The following is a 16,250-nucleotide window of genomic DNA, read 5'->3' as shown; positions in this document are numbered from 1 at the left end:
ATTTTATTAATTTGACATAAATTGGATCAGAGAACACTTTTTGTCAAACAACATTCTTTTTCTAGACTTGCCGAAACTTTTTCGGCAACCAACGCATCTATAGCGCTGACAACAGAAAAACCTTTTCTTTCGGGCGCAGCCCGAGAGCGGGAAGGCGATAGGATAATGGCACAGAATTTCAAGCAAAACATGAACCGGGAGCTCCTGGAGGAGTTGCTGCGGGATGTGGACGACCCCAATGAGGCCGAAGCATTGCGCCGCACATGGGAAGCCACGGCCTGCCTGCAGGGTGCGGCGCAACCTGCGCCGGCCATGTCCGGGGAGCTCGCCACCGCACTGGGACGGGTGGACGAGCCGCTCTCCGACGACGAACTGGACATGCTGGCCGCGGCAGGCACCTATATTCCGGGCTCCGACAACGACGACACGCTCTAGAGCGCTTCCGGTTTCCTGACGATCCGGGTCGAAGCAATTCGAACCAGTTCTTTCCGCCGTGCGGAACGCCACCCTTTTCACCCGGCCGCAATTTGCGGTACAGTGGCCGACATGACGTATCCCATCAGTATTCTCAAGCCCGAACAAGCCATTGCGTTCGACGCCATGACTTTTCCGGCCTATCGCCGCGTGCTGGCAGGCCCGTCCGTGGCCGTCGGGGCCTGGTTCAAAGGGACTCCGGCCGGTCTGGCCCTGTTCGGCGAGGGGCGGAACAACAACGAAGCAACCCTGCTCTCCCTGTTCGTGGCCATGCCCCACCGACTGGGCGGACTGGGCACGCTTCTGCTGGAACAGGGCGAAACCTTTCTCACCGCTGCCGGGCTTGAAGGGTTGCGCACCACCTGGACCCAGACCATGGCCGGAGCCGTCGCCTTCGAGCGGGTCCTGGCCAAGCGGGAATGGAGCCCCCCCAAAAAGCGGCTGCTCGTCATGCGCGCCGATATCGCCGGACGCTTCGGCAATGGCATCCGACGCAATCATCCGAAATACGAAAACGCGGACTGCCTGCCCAAACAATACACCCTCTCTCCGTGGGACAGCCTGACCCGGCAGGAACGGGATTTCATCAAGGGAAAGGCTGGACAACCCGGCTGGCACGCGCTCCGGGCCGACCCGTTTCGGGAAGAACATATCCTGGAGCAGGGACTGAGCATGGTGCTTCGCAAGCACGGCGAAGTCGTGGGCTGGCTGACGGTCCACCTGACCACCCCGGACACGGCGCGCTTCACCGACGTCTTCCTCCGTGAGGACCTCAAACGAGGCGGCGGAATCGCCATCGGCATGGTCGGCCACGGGTTCTGGAAGCTGATGAAGGCGGGCATACCCAAGCTGACCTGGGGGATTGAGGCGGACAATGGACCATTGCTGGCCATGTGCCAAAAACGGTTGGGGGAAATCGCCGACCTGAGCTGGACGCTGGGGTCGGACAAGGCCCTCGGCTGAAACTATTCCGCAGCTGGGCACATCAATAAATTACAGGCGCGGCATCAGCCCGCCGCAACCCACCTCTCAGCGAAGGCCGGTACCCGACGGGGGGTGCCGGTCTTCCGGTTTTCGGCTCGGACATAGCGTGAAATTAGGATGACGAGTACCTCTGCAATAAGAGGCTCAACAGATAGCTAGGGACTTTCGTTCTTCTAGGGAATGTCGGTACCGAGTGTGGCGGCCATGGCCAGAAGCCCCCGGCGCACCCGGGTTTTGACCGTGTTTTCCGGCACACCGAGCACTTCGGCGGCCTCGCGGAATTTCATGTTCTCCATACGCACCAGCAACACGGCCTCACGCTGTTCCTCGGACAGGGCGGCCAGGGCAGCCATGGCGCGGGCAAGCTCCTGCCGATCCGAGGCCTGCCGCTCCGGCGAAGGGCAACCGGACTCCGCATCCGCTGTTTCCGCAAGGACGGGACGCAACCGCCGCTTGCGCTGCCGCAGCACATTGAGGGCGATGGTGTAAAGCCATGATTTGAAAGCCGACTCCTCGCGCAGGGCTTCGCGCTTTTCCCATGCCTTGAGAAAGGCCTCCTGCACGATTCCTTCGGCCTCGGCTACATCACCACGCAGACAGCGCGTCAAATAGGCGCACAGCTGCCCGGCATGTTCGCCATAGAGCCGTCGGAACGCGGCCTGCCCCAGAAGGGCCTGTCCGGCATTCTTCTTCATCTCCGGCTCAACCCCAACATCTTGGAAAATTTCGGGAACAGCAGGTCGATGGGCCGATTCCGCTTCAGGACCACGTTACCAGTGCAGACGGTTCCGGCTTCAATGGAGGTGTCCTCCGGCCCCTCGGACGAGGACCACTTGAACCCCGAGGCCGTGTCCGGATCACGCAAAAGCACCACACGGACCATGATCATCACGCCCTGCTCCATTATAGCCTGCACCAGCTGCCGGGAACCAATGGACTTCATGAGCGATTCCGGGGAGGCGGGATATTCACCCACGGACGACACCAGACCGTAGATGCACCCATACTCCTCCTTGGACGCGGTGGAGGGATAGACATAGGCGACCATGCCCGGCTTGATCTTTTTGCCTACCTCGGCGGGGAAGAGAAGGGAGGCCTCCAGAGGGGAATCCACGGGCCGCAAGGTGACCACGGGCATACCGGGCGAGACGTAGTCCCCCAGCTCCATGCCCGTATCCACCACCACCCCGTCATAGGGGCTGCGGACCTTGGTAAAGACCTGCAAACGACGCTCGACGCTTTCCAGCGACAGTTCCAGGTCGGTCTCCTGCTTCCGGCTTTGCAGGGTATCCTGCTCGGCCTTGCTCTTCAGGTCCAGATCCGCGGCCTGCACATCGGCTATCTTGAGTTTGCAATCGTTGATGTCGGCCAGTACCGACTGCATGTTCTTGCGGGTGGTCTCGACTTCCTTGGGCGTGATGTACCCTTTGTGCATGGTGTCGAGACGTTTGACGTGCTGCTTGAGAAAATTGAAATATTCCTGGAGGTAATCCATGCGAAAACGAAGATGGCGGATGCGTTCCTCGTTGTTCTTGCCCTGCACTTCCATGGTCTGGCCGTAGTAGGTCTCGCGCTCGGCGGTCCAGAGTCTGGCACTCTTGAGACCGGCCAGAATGGACTGCCGCTCCGTCTCCAGCTCCGGCATGGAAACACGGGCCAGTATGTCGCCGCTCGAAACGGTATCGCCCGGAGCCACGTCAACTTCGGTAATCTGCCCCTGCCCCAGTGCGACCACATCCATCAACCCGTCGGGCGGCACCAGAATACCCGTGCCCATCACCATCTCAGGCACGGAACCGAAAACGCTCCATCCGATGAGCACGACAGCCAGGACAATACCCGTCAACACGGCGAACTTGCCCTTTGCATCAACAATAGTGATGCGCCGGGACAATTCCTCAGGAGAAGCCAGGGGATTTCCGCTCCGTTTCCGATCCTTATCGCTCATTTCGCAATAGTGCTGCTGACCCGCCGCAGCGTGGCTTAATGATGATTCTGATCGGTAAATTATGAATTATTGAAGAAAATTGCAAGAAATGAATAAATAAAGGGATGCAACCTGAATGGCGGCGCACCCCCCTGCCTCGACAAGACCGGCGCATCATGAAAGAGTCTTTTTTTCCTCACCCAGGGCAGGGAGATATCATGTCGCTTTCGCCATTTACCGAAAAGGCCATTGCCGTCATCCTGGCCATCCCACACGGATGCGTGGCCACCTATGGTCAGGTTGCCGCCCTGGCCGGCAACCGCCGTGCGGCCCGGCAGATATCCCGCCTCCTCCACTCCTCCTCCCATATCCATGGCCTGCCCTGGCATCGCGTAGTCAATCGCGAAGGGCGCATCTCCCTGCCCGGCACGGATGGAGACCGCCAGCGACAGCTCCTGCAACGTGAAGGCGTATGTTTCGACGCGTCGGGCCGTATCAACATGGCCGGGCATCAATGGCGACCCGAGGCCTAGCGCCGGAATCACATACGCCGGAACTATATCGTATCTAGTATTTATCTTCTTCTTTTTCTCCAAATATATCAGCAGGAAACCACTACCCTAGTGGTTCGAATGCCTTTTTCAATTTGTCGAATTTCAGACAAAATATTTTGTCAAATTGTTTGATATTTGGCATTGTAAAAACATTAAATTGTCAGTCATTTGACAACACAATCATTTTTCTTTAAGTTAAAAAACATCAAAAGCGAAACAGTGCTAATCTCTGTAGTAAAACACTACAACAGATACTATCTCTTAAAAAGTAATGTTGAATTTCATTACTGCATTGAAATTCTCAAATTATACACAAAAAGCACTGTTAAAAGAACTAACTGCATTGATGCAAAAACATCTTGTTTTTTCAAAGATGACGCGGTGCTTTCCGTCGCCATCCCGGTGTGTTTTCAGCACCGGAAATCCTTTCCCCAACGGGCAATGCGGGGCCCTTCGGTCCCTTGGGATGCGAGGGCGCATTCCCCTGTCCAAGGCCTAGCGCCATTTCATTGTTAGTGTCCCGCAATCCGTTGCCGGGACGTTCGAATTATTTACTGGAGTAGACTATGGAAAAAATACGAGTGGAAAACCTGTACAAGATTTTCGGCAACAAGCCGAAGCTTGCCCTCAAGATGCTGGAAGAAGGGCACGACAAGACTTCGGTGCTCGAAAAGACCGGTATGACCGTAGGGGTGAACAATGCCTCCTTTGATATTCATGCCGGTGAAATTTTCGTCATCATGGGCCTGTCCGGTTCGGGCAAGTCCACCATGGTACGTATGCTCAACAGGCTCATCGAGCCGACTGCCGGGCGCGTGCTGGTGGATGGCGAGGACATCACCGCCATGAATGCGGATGAACTGGTCAAATTTCGCCTGTTCAACATGAGCATGGTTTTTCAGTCCTTTGCGCTCATGCCGCATCAGACAGTGCTGGACAACGCCGCCTTCGGCCTCGAACTGGCCGGGGTGGAAAAAGCCAAACGCCACGAACGCGCCAGAGAGGCGCTGGAGCAAGTCGGACTGACCGGGTGGGAGGACCAGTATCCCTCCCAGCTCTCCGGCGGAATGCAACAGCGTGTCGGACTGGCGCGCGGCCTTGCCGTCGACCCCGAGATACTGCTCATGGACGAGGCATTCTCCGCCCTCGACCCGCTCATCCGCACAGAGATGCAGGACGAACTCCTCAAGTTGCAGGAGGAGGACCAGCGGACCATCGTCTTCATTTCGCATGATCTGGACGAGGCCCTGCGCATCGGCGACCGCATCGCCATCATGGAAGGCGGCAACGTCGTCCAGGTGGGAACGCCCGATGAGATTCTGCAAAACCCTGCCAACGACTACGTCCGCGCCTTTTTCCGCGGCGTCGATCCCACCGGCGTTATCAGCGCGGGGGACATCGTCCGCGACAGCCATCCCACGATTGTCGTTACCAAAACAGGCAGCCTGCGCGCCGCGCACGAAATCCTCAGTGGCAGCGAGCGTGACTATGGCTATGCCCTGGATGCCCGCCGCCGTTTTCTCGGCGTGGTCTCCACGGACTCCATAGGCGACGCCCTGGACGACGGAGAACCTTCCCATCCGCTGAAAAAAGCGTTCCTTGAGAATGCGAAACCGGTGCTCATGACCGACTCCATGCAGGACATCCTGCCCTTGGTCGCCTCCAGTCCCTGGCCCGTTCCGGTGATTGACGAAAACGGCGTCTACAAGGGCGTTGTCTCCAAGAACCGCTTCCTGCGCATCCTGCACCGTACCGAAACAAACCTCGAAGAAGGAGGAAACATATAATGTTTGACGGATATATCATTCCCCTGGACCAATGGGTCTCCTCCTTTGTGGAGTGGCTCGTGGACAACTACCGCGAGTTCTTCCAGATGCTCAAATGGCCTGTGGAGTATATGCTCAACGGGTTCGACCATATGCTCAACGCGGTACACCCGGCGATCATCATCGTCCTGGTTTGTCTGGCCGCCTGGAAATTCTCCGGCAAGCGGCTGGCACTGTTTTCCCTGGCCTCCATGCTGCTGGTCGGTTTTCTCGGCCTGTGGCCGGATACCATGACCACCCTGGCCATGGTCCTCTCGTCCGTGGTCATCTGCACCATTTTCGGCGTGCCTCTCGGCATCATGTCCGGCCGCAGTGACCGGTTCGAGGCCGCGCTCCGTCCCGTGCTGGATGCCATGCAGACCACTCCGGCCTTCGTCTATCTGGTTCCCATCGTCATGCTTTTCTCCGTGGGCAACGTGGCCGGCGTGCTGGCCACCATCATCTTCGCGCTGCCGCCCATCATCCGGCTGACCAATCTCGGCATCCGCGGCGTGCACCCGGAACTGGTGGAAGCGGCTCTGGCCTTTGGGGCCACCCGCCGACAGGTGCTCTTCAAGGTCCAGATTCCGCTGGCCATGCCCACCATCCTGGCCGGACTCAACCAGACCATCATGATGGCCCTGTCCATGGTCGTCATCGCCGCTCTTATCGGTGCCGGAGGACTGGGGTCCCCGGTCATCCTCGGCCTGAACACCCTGGACATCGGCCGTGCCGTTGTGGGCGGCCTGGGCATCGTGCTCATGGCCATCGTCCTCGACCGCATCACCCAATCCATGGCCCAAAAGAAGTAAATTAGAATACCAGGAGGTTTTATGAAAAAACTGCTGCAACTGACCCTGGCCGCGCTACTGACCGTGGCGCTGGCCTCCACGGCCCTGGCCCTGAACATGAAACCCGGCGAAGGTGTCACCCTGCGCCCCGCCCGTGCGACCTGGAACACCGGATTCTTCCAGGAGGCGATCATCCACAAAGGACTGACCGAACTGGGATATGACGTCCAAAAGCCCAAGGACCTGAGCAACCCCATCTTCTACAAGTCCGTCACCTTTGGGGATGTGGACTACTGGGCCAACGGCTGGTTCCCCATGCACAATGCCCAGCTGCCCAAAAACTTTGATAAAAAGGCCCAGAAGATCGGCTACGTGGCCAAGGCGGGCGGAATGCAGGGCTACCTCGTATCCAAACGGGACGCCGAAAAATTCAACATCAAGTCCCTGGACGACTTCAAACGCCCCGAAGTGATCAAGGCCTTTGATTCCAACGGCGACGGCAAGGCCGACCTGACCGCCTGCCCTCCGGGATGGGGCTGCGAAAAGGTCATTGCCCACCACATGGATGTCTATGGCCTGCGCAAGTACATCAACCCGGTCAAGGCCTCCTATGAGGCAGGCATGGCCGCTGCCATGGGCCAGTACAAGTCCGGCAAGCCCGTCTTCTTCTATACCTGGACTCCGAACTGGACCGTGTTCAAGTTCCAGCCCGGCAAGGACGTGGTCTGGATCAACGTGCCCGAGATCAACCCCACCGAGTCACAAGCCAAGGCCAAGGACCGCATGACCGTTTCCGGTGTCGAAGGCGCTGTTTCCGATCCCCTCAAGGCCGGATTCGTTGTTTCCGACATCCGTTGCGTGGCCAACAAGAAGTTCCTGGCCAAGAACCCTGCGGCCGCCAAGTTCCTGGAGGAATTCACCCTCAAGCTCAGCGACATCAATGCGCAGAACACCAAGATGAACGAAGGCGAAAAGTCCGACCGGGATATTGCCCGTCATGCGGACGAGTGGATCGCCGCGCATCAGGATCTGTGGAACAAGTGGCTCAACGACGCCCGAGAGGCCGCCGCAAAGTAGCTACCCCGCTTCACGCCCATCAGAGGGAGCCCGGCAACACCGGGCTCCCTCTTTTTTCCCTGGTGAGGTTCGTTCCATAAATATATGCAATGCACCTCTTCACGCCCGGGGGCGTCCTGTGCTAGGGACTTTGCTGTATCAAACAGCCAGGAGTACCGATGCCATCCCGCAAGCAACTGTCAGTTCTCGTCCTCATCCCACTGCTGATCACCGCAACTCTCGTCTTTTCGGCCACGGCCGCGACTGCTGCCGAACCGAGCTGGATGGAATCCTGCCGCCAGCTGGTGCTGGTCACCGCTCCGGACTGGGACAGCCAGACCGGCACTCTGCGCTGGTATGAACGTCGCCCGGATTCTCCCTGGAAAAAAGCGGGAGGACCGGTGCCCGTCACCCTGGGCGTGCACGGCCTTGGCTGGGGCATTGGCCTGCATTCCGATGACACAGGGCAATCCGGGGAGCCGGTCAAGATGGAGGGAGATGGCAAGGCACCGGCTGGAGCCTTCGGGCTGCCCATGGCGTTCGCCTACGAGCCCAACGATCTGGCTGGGACCAACATGCCGGTCATGGGCGTGGGGCCGGACCTGTACTGTGTGGACGACACCGCCTCCCCCTACTACAATTCCCTGCTCAGAATGCCCGGCAACGCAAAACCGTGGAAAAGCGCCGAGACCATGCTCCGGCCCGACGGCGTGTACCGCATCGGCCTGCTGGTGCCCCACAACATGAAACAGCCGGTGCCCGGGCGCGGCTCCTGCATCTTCATGCATCTGCTCAAAAAGGACAACGCCCCCACTTCCGGATGCACGGCCATGGACTGGGACACCCTCAAGGAGATCATCCTCTGGCTGACTCCGCAGGCCAGGCCGGTACTGGTACAGCTGCCGGATGCGGCCTACGGACGGCTGCAAGGTCGATGGAACTTGCCATGACCATGTCTCGAGATTTATTAATGGTACAGTAAAACGAAGATAACAACTCCAGGGTATTTATCCGTACGGGCCTACGCCCGGCTAGGGCGGCTCCCCTCACTGTAATCGCAACCCAAAGTTCACCATGCGAAAACACTTCACATTTCTGCTGCTCGCCCTGATGGCCATGATACTGACCGCCTGCGGGCCTTCCCTCCACCAGCCGACGCCGGTAATGCCGCTGCCGGAAGTTCCCAAGCCGGGACAGCGGCTCCAGGCACTCGAAGAACGTCTTCACCTGAGTGAGGCGCAGACCACGGCCATACGCCCTATCATCGAGGACGAATACACTCGGAAAACCAAGCTGGTGAAGGAGCTGGAGGCGGACAGTTCCCGAAATAGGCGGCAGGAGCTGGAAGACCTCGACTGGTCCGTCATCAAGCAGCTGTCCAACTATCTGGACCGCAACCAGCTCAACGAGTACTGTAACATTCTGGATGAAGACGCCAAAAGCGGCAAACCGGCAGGCACGAAACCGGATGATCCCGGCGGCGTGCACGGCAGAATAGGCGGCGGTTCCGGCCCGGCTCCGGGAGACGCAAGCCGGAATTTCTGACTCGGCGCAAGGCCGAAAAAAAGCCCGACAGCTACAATGCTGCCGGGCCTTTTATCAGCCTGAAAACAAACCAAGGCGTTACCGGCGCAACCTGCCGAGCAGGCAGAGCGCGCAGATGTCCAGCTCGTCGGGCGAAAGTATGGACGGGAAATGGTTAGCCCCGTGGCCATGGCGCATTCGCGACAGCAGGCAAACCGGCTGGCCGTACTGAAAACATTCCCAAGTGCGGCCTGAGGTGGAATCTGCGGCGCTTTCCGCACTGCCAAAGCTTTTTTCCTCCGCCTGGTTCATGCCCGGCTCCGTTCATTGCCGGACTGGCGGAAAAGGCCGAGACCGAAGACCCGCATCCGGGGTGGATACAGCTGGAAACAAGAAAATATGTAGACGAGGGAACACATCATCTGCACAGTTTCTAGCCGGAACAACGCCGGAATGTATTTCTTCGATGATAAAAAAAGTTAAAAGCTGTTAACGTTGCCGACAGCGACTTCCCCGGCAGCGCGTCAGAATATAAGGGAGAAGGCATGGAAAGTGATCACCATCTGTTGCTTGTGGACGACGACAAGGAACTCTGCGCCCTCATCCGGGAATATCTGGAAGGCTATGGATTTGCCGTATCCACACTGCCCTCCGGCGAAAAGGTGATCGAGACCGTCTGTGAGCTGAACCCGGCACTGGTCATCCTCGATGTGATGATGCCCGGCAAAAACGGGCTGGAAGTGCTGGCCGACCTGCGCACCCGTTCCATGGTTCCGGTCATCATGCTCACGGCAAAGGGCGAGGACACCGAACGCATTGTCGGCCTGGAGCTTGGCGCGGACGACTATATGCCGAAGCCCTTCAACCCGCGGGAACTGCTGGCGCGCATCAAGGCGGTGCTCCGCCGCCATGAACTCACCCCCGGCACCCAGACCAGAGAACGGACGGACCGGTTCGTGCGTTGCGGCGGACTGAAACTGGATACAGGACGCCAGCTTCTGATGGTGGAGGGGGACGAGATCGAAATTTCGGCCACGGAATACCGCCTGCTCAGGGTCTTCATGGAGAATCCGGACATCGCCATGACCCGCGACGAATTGATGACACGGGTCTGGGACAAGGACTTCAACGCCTACGACCGCTCCATCGACGTACATGTGCACAAGCTGCGCTCCCTGCTCAAGCCCTATGCGGCCCACTGCGAACGCATCAAGACGGTGTGGGGCACCGGCTACCTTTTCCTGGGGGAATAATGCGTTTCAGCAAGCTGTATTTCAAGATCCTCCTTTCCTTTCTGGCCGTGCTCATCGCAGCCGAAATCGTCGTGTACGCGATCATCGTCTGGGGCAGCCCGCCCACGCCCTTCATCCAATATATGGTCAGCGAGATGATCATGACAAACCGGCTGCTCAGCAAGGAACTGGCCGAAATCCCGCCCAACGGCAACGTCATCGACCGGCTGAGCCCGGTGGTCCGCATCCTGGACCGGGAACATCGCCGGGTCTGGCTTACCAACGAGGACGGCAAGGTGCTGGCTTCGAGCTTCATCGGGCTCCCGCCCGACATGAACATGCGAATGACCCAGGTGGCCACCACCGACACCGCCAAGGTCCGCATGTTCGAGGCGGACAGCCGCCGCCTCAAGGGTATCTACATGGAGTCGGACATCCTCGCTCCCAACGGCAAGCGCCTCACAACCCACGAATTCATCGAACGGCCGCACCACAACGAGGAGGAATGGTTCCTCAAGGGGCTGCTCCTGCTCACCGTGTTGGGAGCCCTCTTCATCCTGCCCGTTGCCATGCGCATTATCCGCCCCGTGCGCAAGCTCGCCGAGGCCACGGACCGGCTGGGCCACGGCGACTTCTCACAGCGGATGCCGGTTTCCGGCAGCGACGAGGTGGCGGACCTGGCCAACAAGTTCAACAATATGGCCGGAAGGCTCCAGAAACTGGTACTTTCCGGAAGGGAACTGACCGCCCATCTGTCCCACGAGCTGCGCACGCCCCTTGCCCGGATGCGCATCTCGCTGCAGATAGCCATGGAACGCACCGGCAGTGATGGCGGCCATGACCGCCACCTGGAAAAAATCGGCGACGAAATCGAAAACATGGACCGGATTATCGGCGCCATCCTGGACCTCTCCAAGCTGGACATGCGGGAAGCTCCGCCACGCACGGACCGGGTGGACGTATCCACACGGCTGCGCGGCCTTGCCGACTCCTACGGCCCCATGGTGGAGAGCAAGGGGCTGCGCCTGGACACGGAACTCAGCCCCACACCGCCGCTCCGCTGCAACGGCCACGGCCTGGACGTACTGTTGAACAACATCCTGGCAAACGCCGTGAAGTATACCGAGGAAGGCGGCGTCATCGGCGTGCGGGCAATGACGCTCGACTCGCATGTGGTGGTGGAGGTGTCCAACACCCATCCGCAGCTCTCGGACAAGGACCTCACGGGCATGTTCACTCCGTTCCACCGCCTGTACCGAAACAACGAGGCCGGCACCGGCTTGGGCCTGACAACGGCCCGTCGCGTGGCGGAAATACATGGCGGCACCATCGAGGCGAACTGGGCCGACGGACGCGTCTGCATCCGCATTGAACTGCCCCTGGAATAGGGGGCGGAAATAGGCGTAAGACAAAGGCCGACAGACTTTTTTCAAAAAGAATGATAGGCGTGACCAAACGGCGGTTGACTTTTATCTCGCGAGACCATAAATCGCCGATTCCACTTGGCGGTCGGGGGATAGGCCCCTCTTGCGCCAGTCACCCGGGTATTTCCCGAATCCGCTTTGGATATGGAGGATTTATGAGTGACCCCTTCACTGGAAAGATGGACTGTTGATCGGTCAAAAGAACTCTACGGCGTCCGCGAATGGGGCGCCGGCTTCTTCGGTATTTCTCCCTCGGGCGAATTGCAGGTAACTGCCGAGCCCAACAAATTCAAAAACGCGGTTTCCATCCCCGAAATCATCGAGGGCATCCAGGCCAGAGGTCTGGATATGCCCGTACTGCTGCGGATCGAGAATATCCTCGACACCCAGATATCCCTGCTCAATGAAAGCTTCCAATCCGCCATCGACATCCTGGCGTACAAGGGGGCCTATCTTGGCGCATACCCAATCAAGGTAAACCAGCAACAGCAGGTGGTGGAGGCCGTGACCCGTCACGGCAAGAGATACCATCACGGGCTGGAAGCGGGCAGCAAGGCCGAACTCATCGCGGCCATGGGCATGTTGCGCGACACCGAGGCCGTCCTGATCTGCAACGGATACAAGGACGAGGAATTCATCGACCTCGGCCTGCACGCCACGCGACTCGGATTCAAGTGCATTCTGGTTGTCGAAATGCCCGGCGAACTCCCGCTCATCATCGAGCGTTCCAAAGCCATGGGCGTGGACCCCATTCTGGGCGTCCGCGTCAAGCTCTCCACCCAGGCCGGCGGCCTGTGGACGGAGTCCGGCGGCGACCGTTCCATCTTCGGCCTCAACGCGGCCCAGATCATCGGCGTCATCGACACCCTCAAGGAAGCGGGAATGCTGGACCGGCTCCAGCTGCTCCACTATCACCTTGGCTCGCAGATTCCGAACATCAGGGAAATCCGCAATGCCGTGGCCGAAGCCAGCCGTGTTTACGCCGGTCTGGTGGCCGAGGGTGCCGGAATGCAGTACCTGGACCTGGGGGGTGGTCTGGCCGTGGACTATGACGGCACCCAGACCAACTTCATGAGCAGCCGCAACTATACGCTGGACGAATACTGCGTGGACGTGGTGGAAGGCGTCATGACCGTGCTCGACGAGCAGAACGTCCCCCACCCGACCATCATCACCGAGTCCGGCCGCGCACTGGTGGCCTACTACTCCATGCTGCTGTTCAACGTCCTGGACTTCGCCCGGTTCGAACCCGAACCGCTGCCCGAAAAGCTCCCGGACGATACCCATATCCAAATCCAGCACCTCTTCGAGGCGCTTCAGACGCTCAACCTGCGCAATATCCAGGAGTGCTTCAACGACTCTCTCTACTACCGCGACGAAGTCCGTCAGGCCTTCAGCAGCGGCAAGATGTCGTTTAGGCAACGCGCGCTGGCGGACAATGTGTTCTGGGAGATCATCCGGCGCATCGCCGTGCTCGCCAAGGACCTGCCCAACCTGCCGCACGACCTGGAGAATGTGGGTCAGGCCCTGTCCGACATCTACTACTGCAACTTCAGCGTGTTCCAGTCCCTGCCGGACGCTTGGGCCATCGGGCAGCTTTTCCCGATAATGCCCGTGCACAGGCTGGCCGAGGAACCCACCCGCGAGGGGTTGCTGGCCGACATCACCTGCGACTGCGACGGCAAGATCGACCGTTTCATCGACAGCCAGGGCGTCAAGCGCAGCATGCCGCTCCACGAGCTCAAGGAAAACGAGGAGTACTACCTCGGCGCCTTCCTCGTGGGCGCGTACCAGGAGACCCTGGGCGACCTGCACAACCTGCTGGGCGACACCAACGTCGTCACCATCAGGATTCGCGAAAACGGCCAGTACGACTTCGTGGGCGAGTTGGAAGGCGACTCGGTTGAGGACATCCTCACCTACGTCGAATACGAACCGAAGGCATTGCTGGCCCGGTTCCGCGAGACTGCCGAGAATGCCGTACGCCAGGGACGGATTACCCCCACCGAACGGCGCGAGACACTCACGGCTTATCGGAACGGCTTGCAGGGTTACACCTACTTCGAACGCTAAACCGCAGCGCCCTACGGGGAGCGGGCGGGAAGGAGACGTCAATGTCCAAGGTATTGATCATCGGCGCCGGAGGCGTCGGCAGCGTGGCGGTGCACAAGTGCGCCCAGGTTCCCGAAGTATTCGGCGAAATCCATCTGGCCAGCCGGACCAAGTCCAAATGCGACGCCATTGCCGCGTCCGTCAAGCAGCGCACCGGCCGCGATGTGGCCACCCACGCCGTGGATGCGGACAACGTGGCCGAGACCGTGAAGCTCATAAACGAGATCAAGCCCGACCTGCTGGTCAACCTGGCCCTGCCCTATCAGGATCTTCCCCTGATGGACGCGTGCCTGGAGACCGGGGTCAACTACCTCGACACCGCCAACTACGAGCCGCCGAACGAGGCCAAGTTCGAGTACAAATGGCAGTGGGCTTATCGTGAACGGTTCGAGAAAGCGGGGCTGATGGCCCTGCTCGGTTCCGGGTTCGACCCGGGCGTGACCAACGTGTTCGCGGCCCACGCCATGAAGCACCACTTCGATGAAATCCACGTCCTGGACATCATCGACTGCAATGCGGGCGACCATGGACAGCCCTTCGCCACCAACTTCAACCCGGAGATCAACATCCGGGAGATCACGCAGCGCGGCCGTTACTGGGAGCGCGGCGAGTGGGTGGAGACCGATCCGCTTTCCTGGTCCATGTCCTACGACTTCCCGGAAGGCATCGGCCAGAAGAAGTGCTACCTCATGTACCATGAGGAGCTGGAATCCCTGGTCATGCACCTCAAGGGGCTGAAGCGCGCCCGGTTCTGGATGACCTTCGGCGAGCAGTACCTGACCCATCTGCGCGTGCTGGAGGGCATCGGCATGACCTCCATCGAGCCCATCGACTACAACGGCCAGAAGATTCAGCCGCTCCAGTTCCTCAAGGCCGTGCTGCCCGAACCCGGTTCCCTCGGTCCGCTGACCAAGGGCCGGACCTGCATCGGCAACGTCATGCACGGCGTGAAAGACGGCAAGGAGAAGTCCCTGTACGTCTACAACGTGTGCAGCCACGAAGCCGCCTACGAGGAAGTCGGTTCCCAGGCCATTTCCTACACCACCGGTGTCCCGGCCATGATCGGTGCCATGATGATGCTCACCGGCAAGTGGTCCGGCAAGGGCGTGTTCCACATGGAGCAGCTCGATCCCGACCCGTTCATGGATGCCCTGAACAAGCACGGCCTGCCCTGGACTGAAGTGGAACTGTAGTGGACGGCCGCACCGAATACCGTTTTGACCCGAAAACGGTCGAAACACCTGCATATGTCATTGACGAGGGCCTCCTGCGCGACAATCTGGAGGTCCTCGCTTCGGTGAAGCAACGCACGGGCTGCAAAATCCTGCTCGCCCTCAAGTGCTTCTCCACGTACAGCCTCTTCCCTCTGATCCGGGAGACGCTCGACGGCGTGTGCGCCAGCTCTCCCCACGAGGCCCGGCTGGGCCGCGAGGAATTCGGGCGCGAGGTGCACACTTTTGCCGCCGCCTTTTCCGAGGCGGACATCCGCGAACTGTGTGAGACCAGCGACCACCTCGTCTTCAACTCCTTTGCCCAGCTGAACCGGTTCCGACCGCTAATAAAGGAACTGACCGCCGGGAACGGACGCGAGATCGAGCTGGGATTGCGCATCAATCCGGAGCACTCCGAAGGCGCGGTGCCCATCTACGACCCCTGCTCCCCCGGTTCCCGACTCGGCATCCGCCGGGCGCAGTTCGATTCCGACGACCTGGAAGGCATCACCGGCCTGCACTGGCACAACCTGTGCGAACAGGACGCGGACTGCCTGGAGCGGACCATCAAGGCCGTGGAAGCGCAGTTTGCCGACGTGCTGCCGCGCATGAGCTACGTCAATTTCGGCGGCGGCCACCACATCACCCGTCCCGGCTACGACGTGGACCTGCTGGTCCGACTCATCAACGGCTTCCAAAAGAAGTGGGACGTCCAGGTATACCTGGAGCCGGGCGAAGCCGTGGCCCTGAACGCGGGCTATCTGGTCGCCACCGTGCTCGACGTGGTCCAGGCGGACCTGCCCATCGCCATCATGGACTCCGCCGTGCCCTGCCACATGCCGGATGTCATCGAGATGCCCTACCGCCCGCTCATCTCCGGCTCCGCCGAACCCGGCGAACAACCGTGGACCTGCCGCATTGGCGGTCCCTCCTGCCTTGCAGGCGACGTGGCCGGGGAGTATTCCTTTGCCACCCCGCTGCGTGTGGGGGACCGGCTCGTGTTCACGGACATGGCCATCTACACCATGGTCAAGACCAACACCTTCAACGGCATCCAGCTCCCCTCGATCTACTGTTTCGACCCGGACGGAAAACGGATGACGCAGGTTTGCTCTTTCGGTTATCAAGATTTTAAGATTCGTCTTTCCTAGGGAGG

The 16,250-nt window shown here is 59.7% G+C and carries 16 protein-coding genes; 13 read left to right on the top strand and 3 right to left on the bottom strand.

Annotated features, from left to right (window positions below; genetic code table 11):
* Positions 1-165: 165 nt before the first annotated feature.
* Together ACI0FG_RS02525 and ACI0FG_RS02520 are read left to right on the top strand one after the other, a co-directional pair.
* Positions 166-435, top strand: a complete 270-nt coding sequence (locus ACI0FG_RS02525) for a hypothetical protein (RefSeq protein WP_419786986.1) — start codon at positions 166-168, stop codon at positions 433-435.
* A 111-nt stretch (positions 436-546) separates the two neighbouring features.
* On the top strand, positions 547-1,437 hold the full coding sequence (locus ACI0FG_RS02520) for a GNAT family N-acetyltransferase (RefSeq protein ID WP_419786985.1): 891 nt from the start codon (positions 547-549) through the stop codon (positions 1,435-1,437).
* A 194-nt stretch (positions 1,438-1,631) separates the two neighbouring features.
* On the opposite strand, the gene ACI0FG_RS02515 is transcribed toward ACI0FG_RS02520, so the two are convergent.
* Positions 1,632-2,153, bottom strand: coding sequence for an RNA polymerase sigma factor (locus ACI0FG_RS02515; protein WP_419786984.1), 522 nt, complete (start codon positions 2,151-2,153; stop codon positions 1,632-1,634).
* Positions 2,150-3,406 carry an NHLP bacteriocin system secretion protein gene (locus tag ACI0FG_RS02510; protein ID WP_419786983.1) on the bottom strand — a complete coding sequence of 419 codons (1,257 nt, stop codon included), beginning with the start codon at positions 3,404-3,406 and terminating at the stop codon, positions 2,150-2,152. Before ACI0FG_RS02510 ends, ACI0FG_RS02515 begins: the two co-directional genes overlap by 4 nt.
* Positions 3,407-3,603: 197 nt before the next feature.
* Between ACI0FG_RS02510 and ACI0FG_RS02505 the strand changes: the two genes are divergently transcribed.
* The 6 genes from ACI0FG_RS02505 to ACI0FG_RS02480 all read left to right on the top strand — a co-directional run bounded on the left by ACI0FG_RS02505 (position 3,604) and on the right by ACI0FG_RS02480 (position 9,136).
* Positions 3,604-3,918, top strand: coding sequence for an MGMT family protein (locus ACI0FG_RS02505; RefSeq protein ID WP_419786982.1), 315 nt, complete (start codon positions 3,604-3,606; stop codon positions 3,916-3,918).
* A 587-nt stretch (positions 3,919-4,505) separates the two neighbouring features.
* Positions 4,506-5,726 (top strand): glycine betaine/L-proline ABC transporter ATP-binding protein ProV, encoded by a 1,221-nt coding sequence (proV, locus tag ACI0FG_RS02500; RefSeq protein ID WP_419786981.1) that lies wholly within the window; start codon positions 4,506-4,508, stop codon positions 5,724-5,726.
* The gene (locus tag ACI0FG_RS02495; protein WP_419786980.1) at positions 5,726-6,556 is read left to right on the top strand and encodes an ABC transporter permease; all 831 of its coding nucleotides are present in this window, start codon (positions 5,726-5,728) and stop codon (positions 6,554-6,556) included. The genes proV and ACI0FG_RS02495 overlap by 1 nt, the downstream gene beginning before the upstream one ends.
* A gap of 21 nt (positions 6,557-6,577) precedes the next feature.
* Positions 6,578-7,612 carry a glycine betaine/L-proline ABC transporter substrate-binding protein ProX gene (gene proX, locus ACI0FG_RS02490; protein ID WP_419786979.1) on the top strand — a complete coding sequence of 345 codons (1,035 nt, stop codon included), beginning with the start codon at positions 6,578-6,580 and terminating at the stop codon, positions 7,610-7,612.
* Between the two features lie 158 nt (positions 7,613-7,770).
* The gene (locus tag ACI0FG_RS02485) at positions 7,771-8,541 is read left to right on the top strand and encodes a L,D-transpeptidase family protein (protein ID WP_419786978.1); all 771 of its coding nucleotides are present in this window, start codon (positions 7,771-7,773) and stop codon (positions 8,539-8,541) included.
* Between the two features lie 124 nt (positions 8,542-8,665).
* Positions 8,666-9,136, top strand: coding sequence for a hypothetical protein (locus ACI0FG_RS02480; RefSeq protein ID WP_419786977.1), 471 nt, complete (start codon positions 8,666-8,668; stop codon positions 9,134-9,136).
* A 78-nt stretch (positions 9,137-9,214) separates the two neighbouring features.
* Here the strand turns inward: ACI0FG_RS02480 and ACI0FG_RS02475 are convergent, their stop codons facing one another.
* Entirely contained in the window at positions 9,215-9,427 is a 213-nt protein-coding gene (locus ACI0FG_RS02475; RefSeq protein WP_419786976.1) for a hypothetical protein, read from the bottom strand.
* 233 nt (positions 9,428-9,660) lie between these two features.
* Here ACI0FG_RS02475 and ACI0FG_RS02470 point away from each other — a divergent pair, with 233 nt between their 5' ends.
* From ACI0FG_RS02470 to nspC, 5 genes are all read left to right on the top strand, one after another.
* Complete coding sequence (locus ACI0FG_RS02470; protein WP_419786975.1) at positions 9,661-10,368, top strand: response regulator transcription factor; 708 nt, start codon at positions 9,661-9,663, stop codon at positions 10,366-10,368.
* The gene (locus ACI0FG_RS02465) at positions 10,368-11,735 is read left to right on the top strand and encodes a sensor histidine kinase (protein ID WP_419786974.1); all 1,368 of its coding nucleotides are present in this window, start codon (positions 10,368-10,370) and stop codon (positions 11,733-11,735) included. Before ACI0FG_RS02470 ends, ACI0FG_RS02465 begins: the two co-directional genes overlap by 1 nt.
* 195 nt (positions 11,736-11,930) lie before the next feature.
* Positions 11,931-13,844, top strand: a complete 1,914-nt coding sequence (speA, locus tag ACI0FG_RS02460; protein ID WP_419786973.1) for a biosynthetic arginine decarboxylase — start codon at positions 11,931-11,933, stop codon at positions 13,842-13,844.
* Positions 13,845-13,885: 41 nt separating this feature from the next.
* On the top strand, positions 13,886-15,076 hold the full coding sequence (locus ACI0FG_RS02455; RefSeq protein WP_419786972.1) for a saccharopine dehydrogenase family protein: 1,191 nt from the start codon (positions 13,886-13,888) through the stop codon (positions 15,074-15,076).
* Positions 15,076-16,245, top strand: coding sequence for a carboxynorspermidine decarboxylase (nspC, locus tag ACI0FG_RS02450; protein WP_419786971.1), 1,170 nt, complete (start codon positions 15,076-15,078; stop codon positions 16,243-16,245). The genes ACI0FG_RS02455 and nspC overlap by 1 nt, the downstream gene beginning before the upstream one ends.
* Positions 16,246-16,250 lie beyond the last annotated feature (5 nt).

The organism is Pseudodesulfovibrio sp. 7M6, from assembly GCF_050058625.1.
In the GTDB taxonomy this organism is placed as follows: Bacteria; Desulfobacterota; Desulfovibrionia; order Desulfovibrionales; family Desulfovibrionaceae; genus Pseudodesulfovibrio; species Pseudodesulfovibrio salinus.
The sequence above is the reverse complement of the archived record's forward strand: the minus strand, read 5'-3'. Positions and strand labels throughout refer to the sequence as shown.

Bases quoted from the DNA above. Each gene is read 5' to 3' on its own strand.
- ACI0FG_RS02525 (WP_419786986.1), top strand. From the start codon at position 166: ATGGCACAGAATTTCAAGCAAAACATGAACCGGGAGCTCCTGGAGGAG.
- ACI0FG_RS02520 (WP_419786985.1), top strand. From the start codon at position 547: ATGACGTATCCCATCAGTATTCTCAAGCCCGAACAAGCCATTGCGTTC.
- ACI0FG_RS02515 (WP_419786984.1), bottom strand. From the start codon at position 2,153: ATGAAGAAGAATGCCGGACAGGCCCTTCTGGGGCAGGCCGCGTTCCGA.
- ACI0FG_RS02510 (WP_419786983.1), bottom strand. From the start codon at position 3,406: ATGAGCGATAAGGATCGGAAACGGAGCGGAAATCCCCTGGCTTCTCCT.
- ACI0FG_RS02505 (WP_419786982.1), top strand. From the start codon at position 3,604: ATGTCGCTTTCGCCATTTACCGAAAAGGCCATTGCCGTCATCCTGGCC.
- proV (WP_419786981.1), top strand. From the start codon at position 4,506: ATGGAAAAAATACGAGTGGAAAACCTGTACAAGATTTTCGGCAACAAG.
- ACI0FG_RS02495 (WP_419786980.1), top strand. From the start codon at position 5,726: ATGTTTGACGGATATATCATTCCCCTGGACCAATGGGTCTCCTCCTTT.
- proX (WP_419786979.1), top strand. From the start codon at position 6,578: ATGAAAAAACTGCTGCAACTGACCCTGGCCGCGCTACTGACCGTGGCG.
- ACI0FG_RS02485 (WP_419786978.1), top strand. From the start codon at position 7,771: ATGCCATCCCGCAAGCAACTGTCAGTTCTCGTCCTCATCCCACTGCTG.
- ACI0FG_RS02480 (WP_419786977.1), top strand. From the start codon at position 8,666: ATGCGAAAACACTTCACATTTCTGCTGCTCGCCCTGATGGCCATGATA.
- ACI0FG_RS02475 (WP_419786976.1), bottom strand. From the start codon at position 9,427: ATGAACCAGGCGGAGGAAAAAAGCTTTGGCAGTGCGGAAAGCGCCGCA.
- ACI0FG_RS02470 (WP_419786975.1), top strand. From the start codon at position 9,661: ATGGAAAGTGATCACCATCTGTTGCTTGTGGACGACGACAAGGAACTC.
- ACI0FG_RS02465 (WP_419786974.1), top strand. From the start codon at position 10,368: ATGCGTTTCAGCAAGCTGTATTTCAAGATCCTCCTTTCCTTTCTGGCC.
- ACI0FG_RS02455 (WP_419786972.1), top strand. From the start codon at position 13,886: ATGTCCAAGGTATTGATCATCGGCGCCGGAGGCGTCGGCAGCGTGGCG.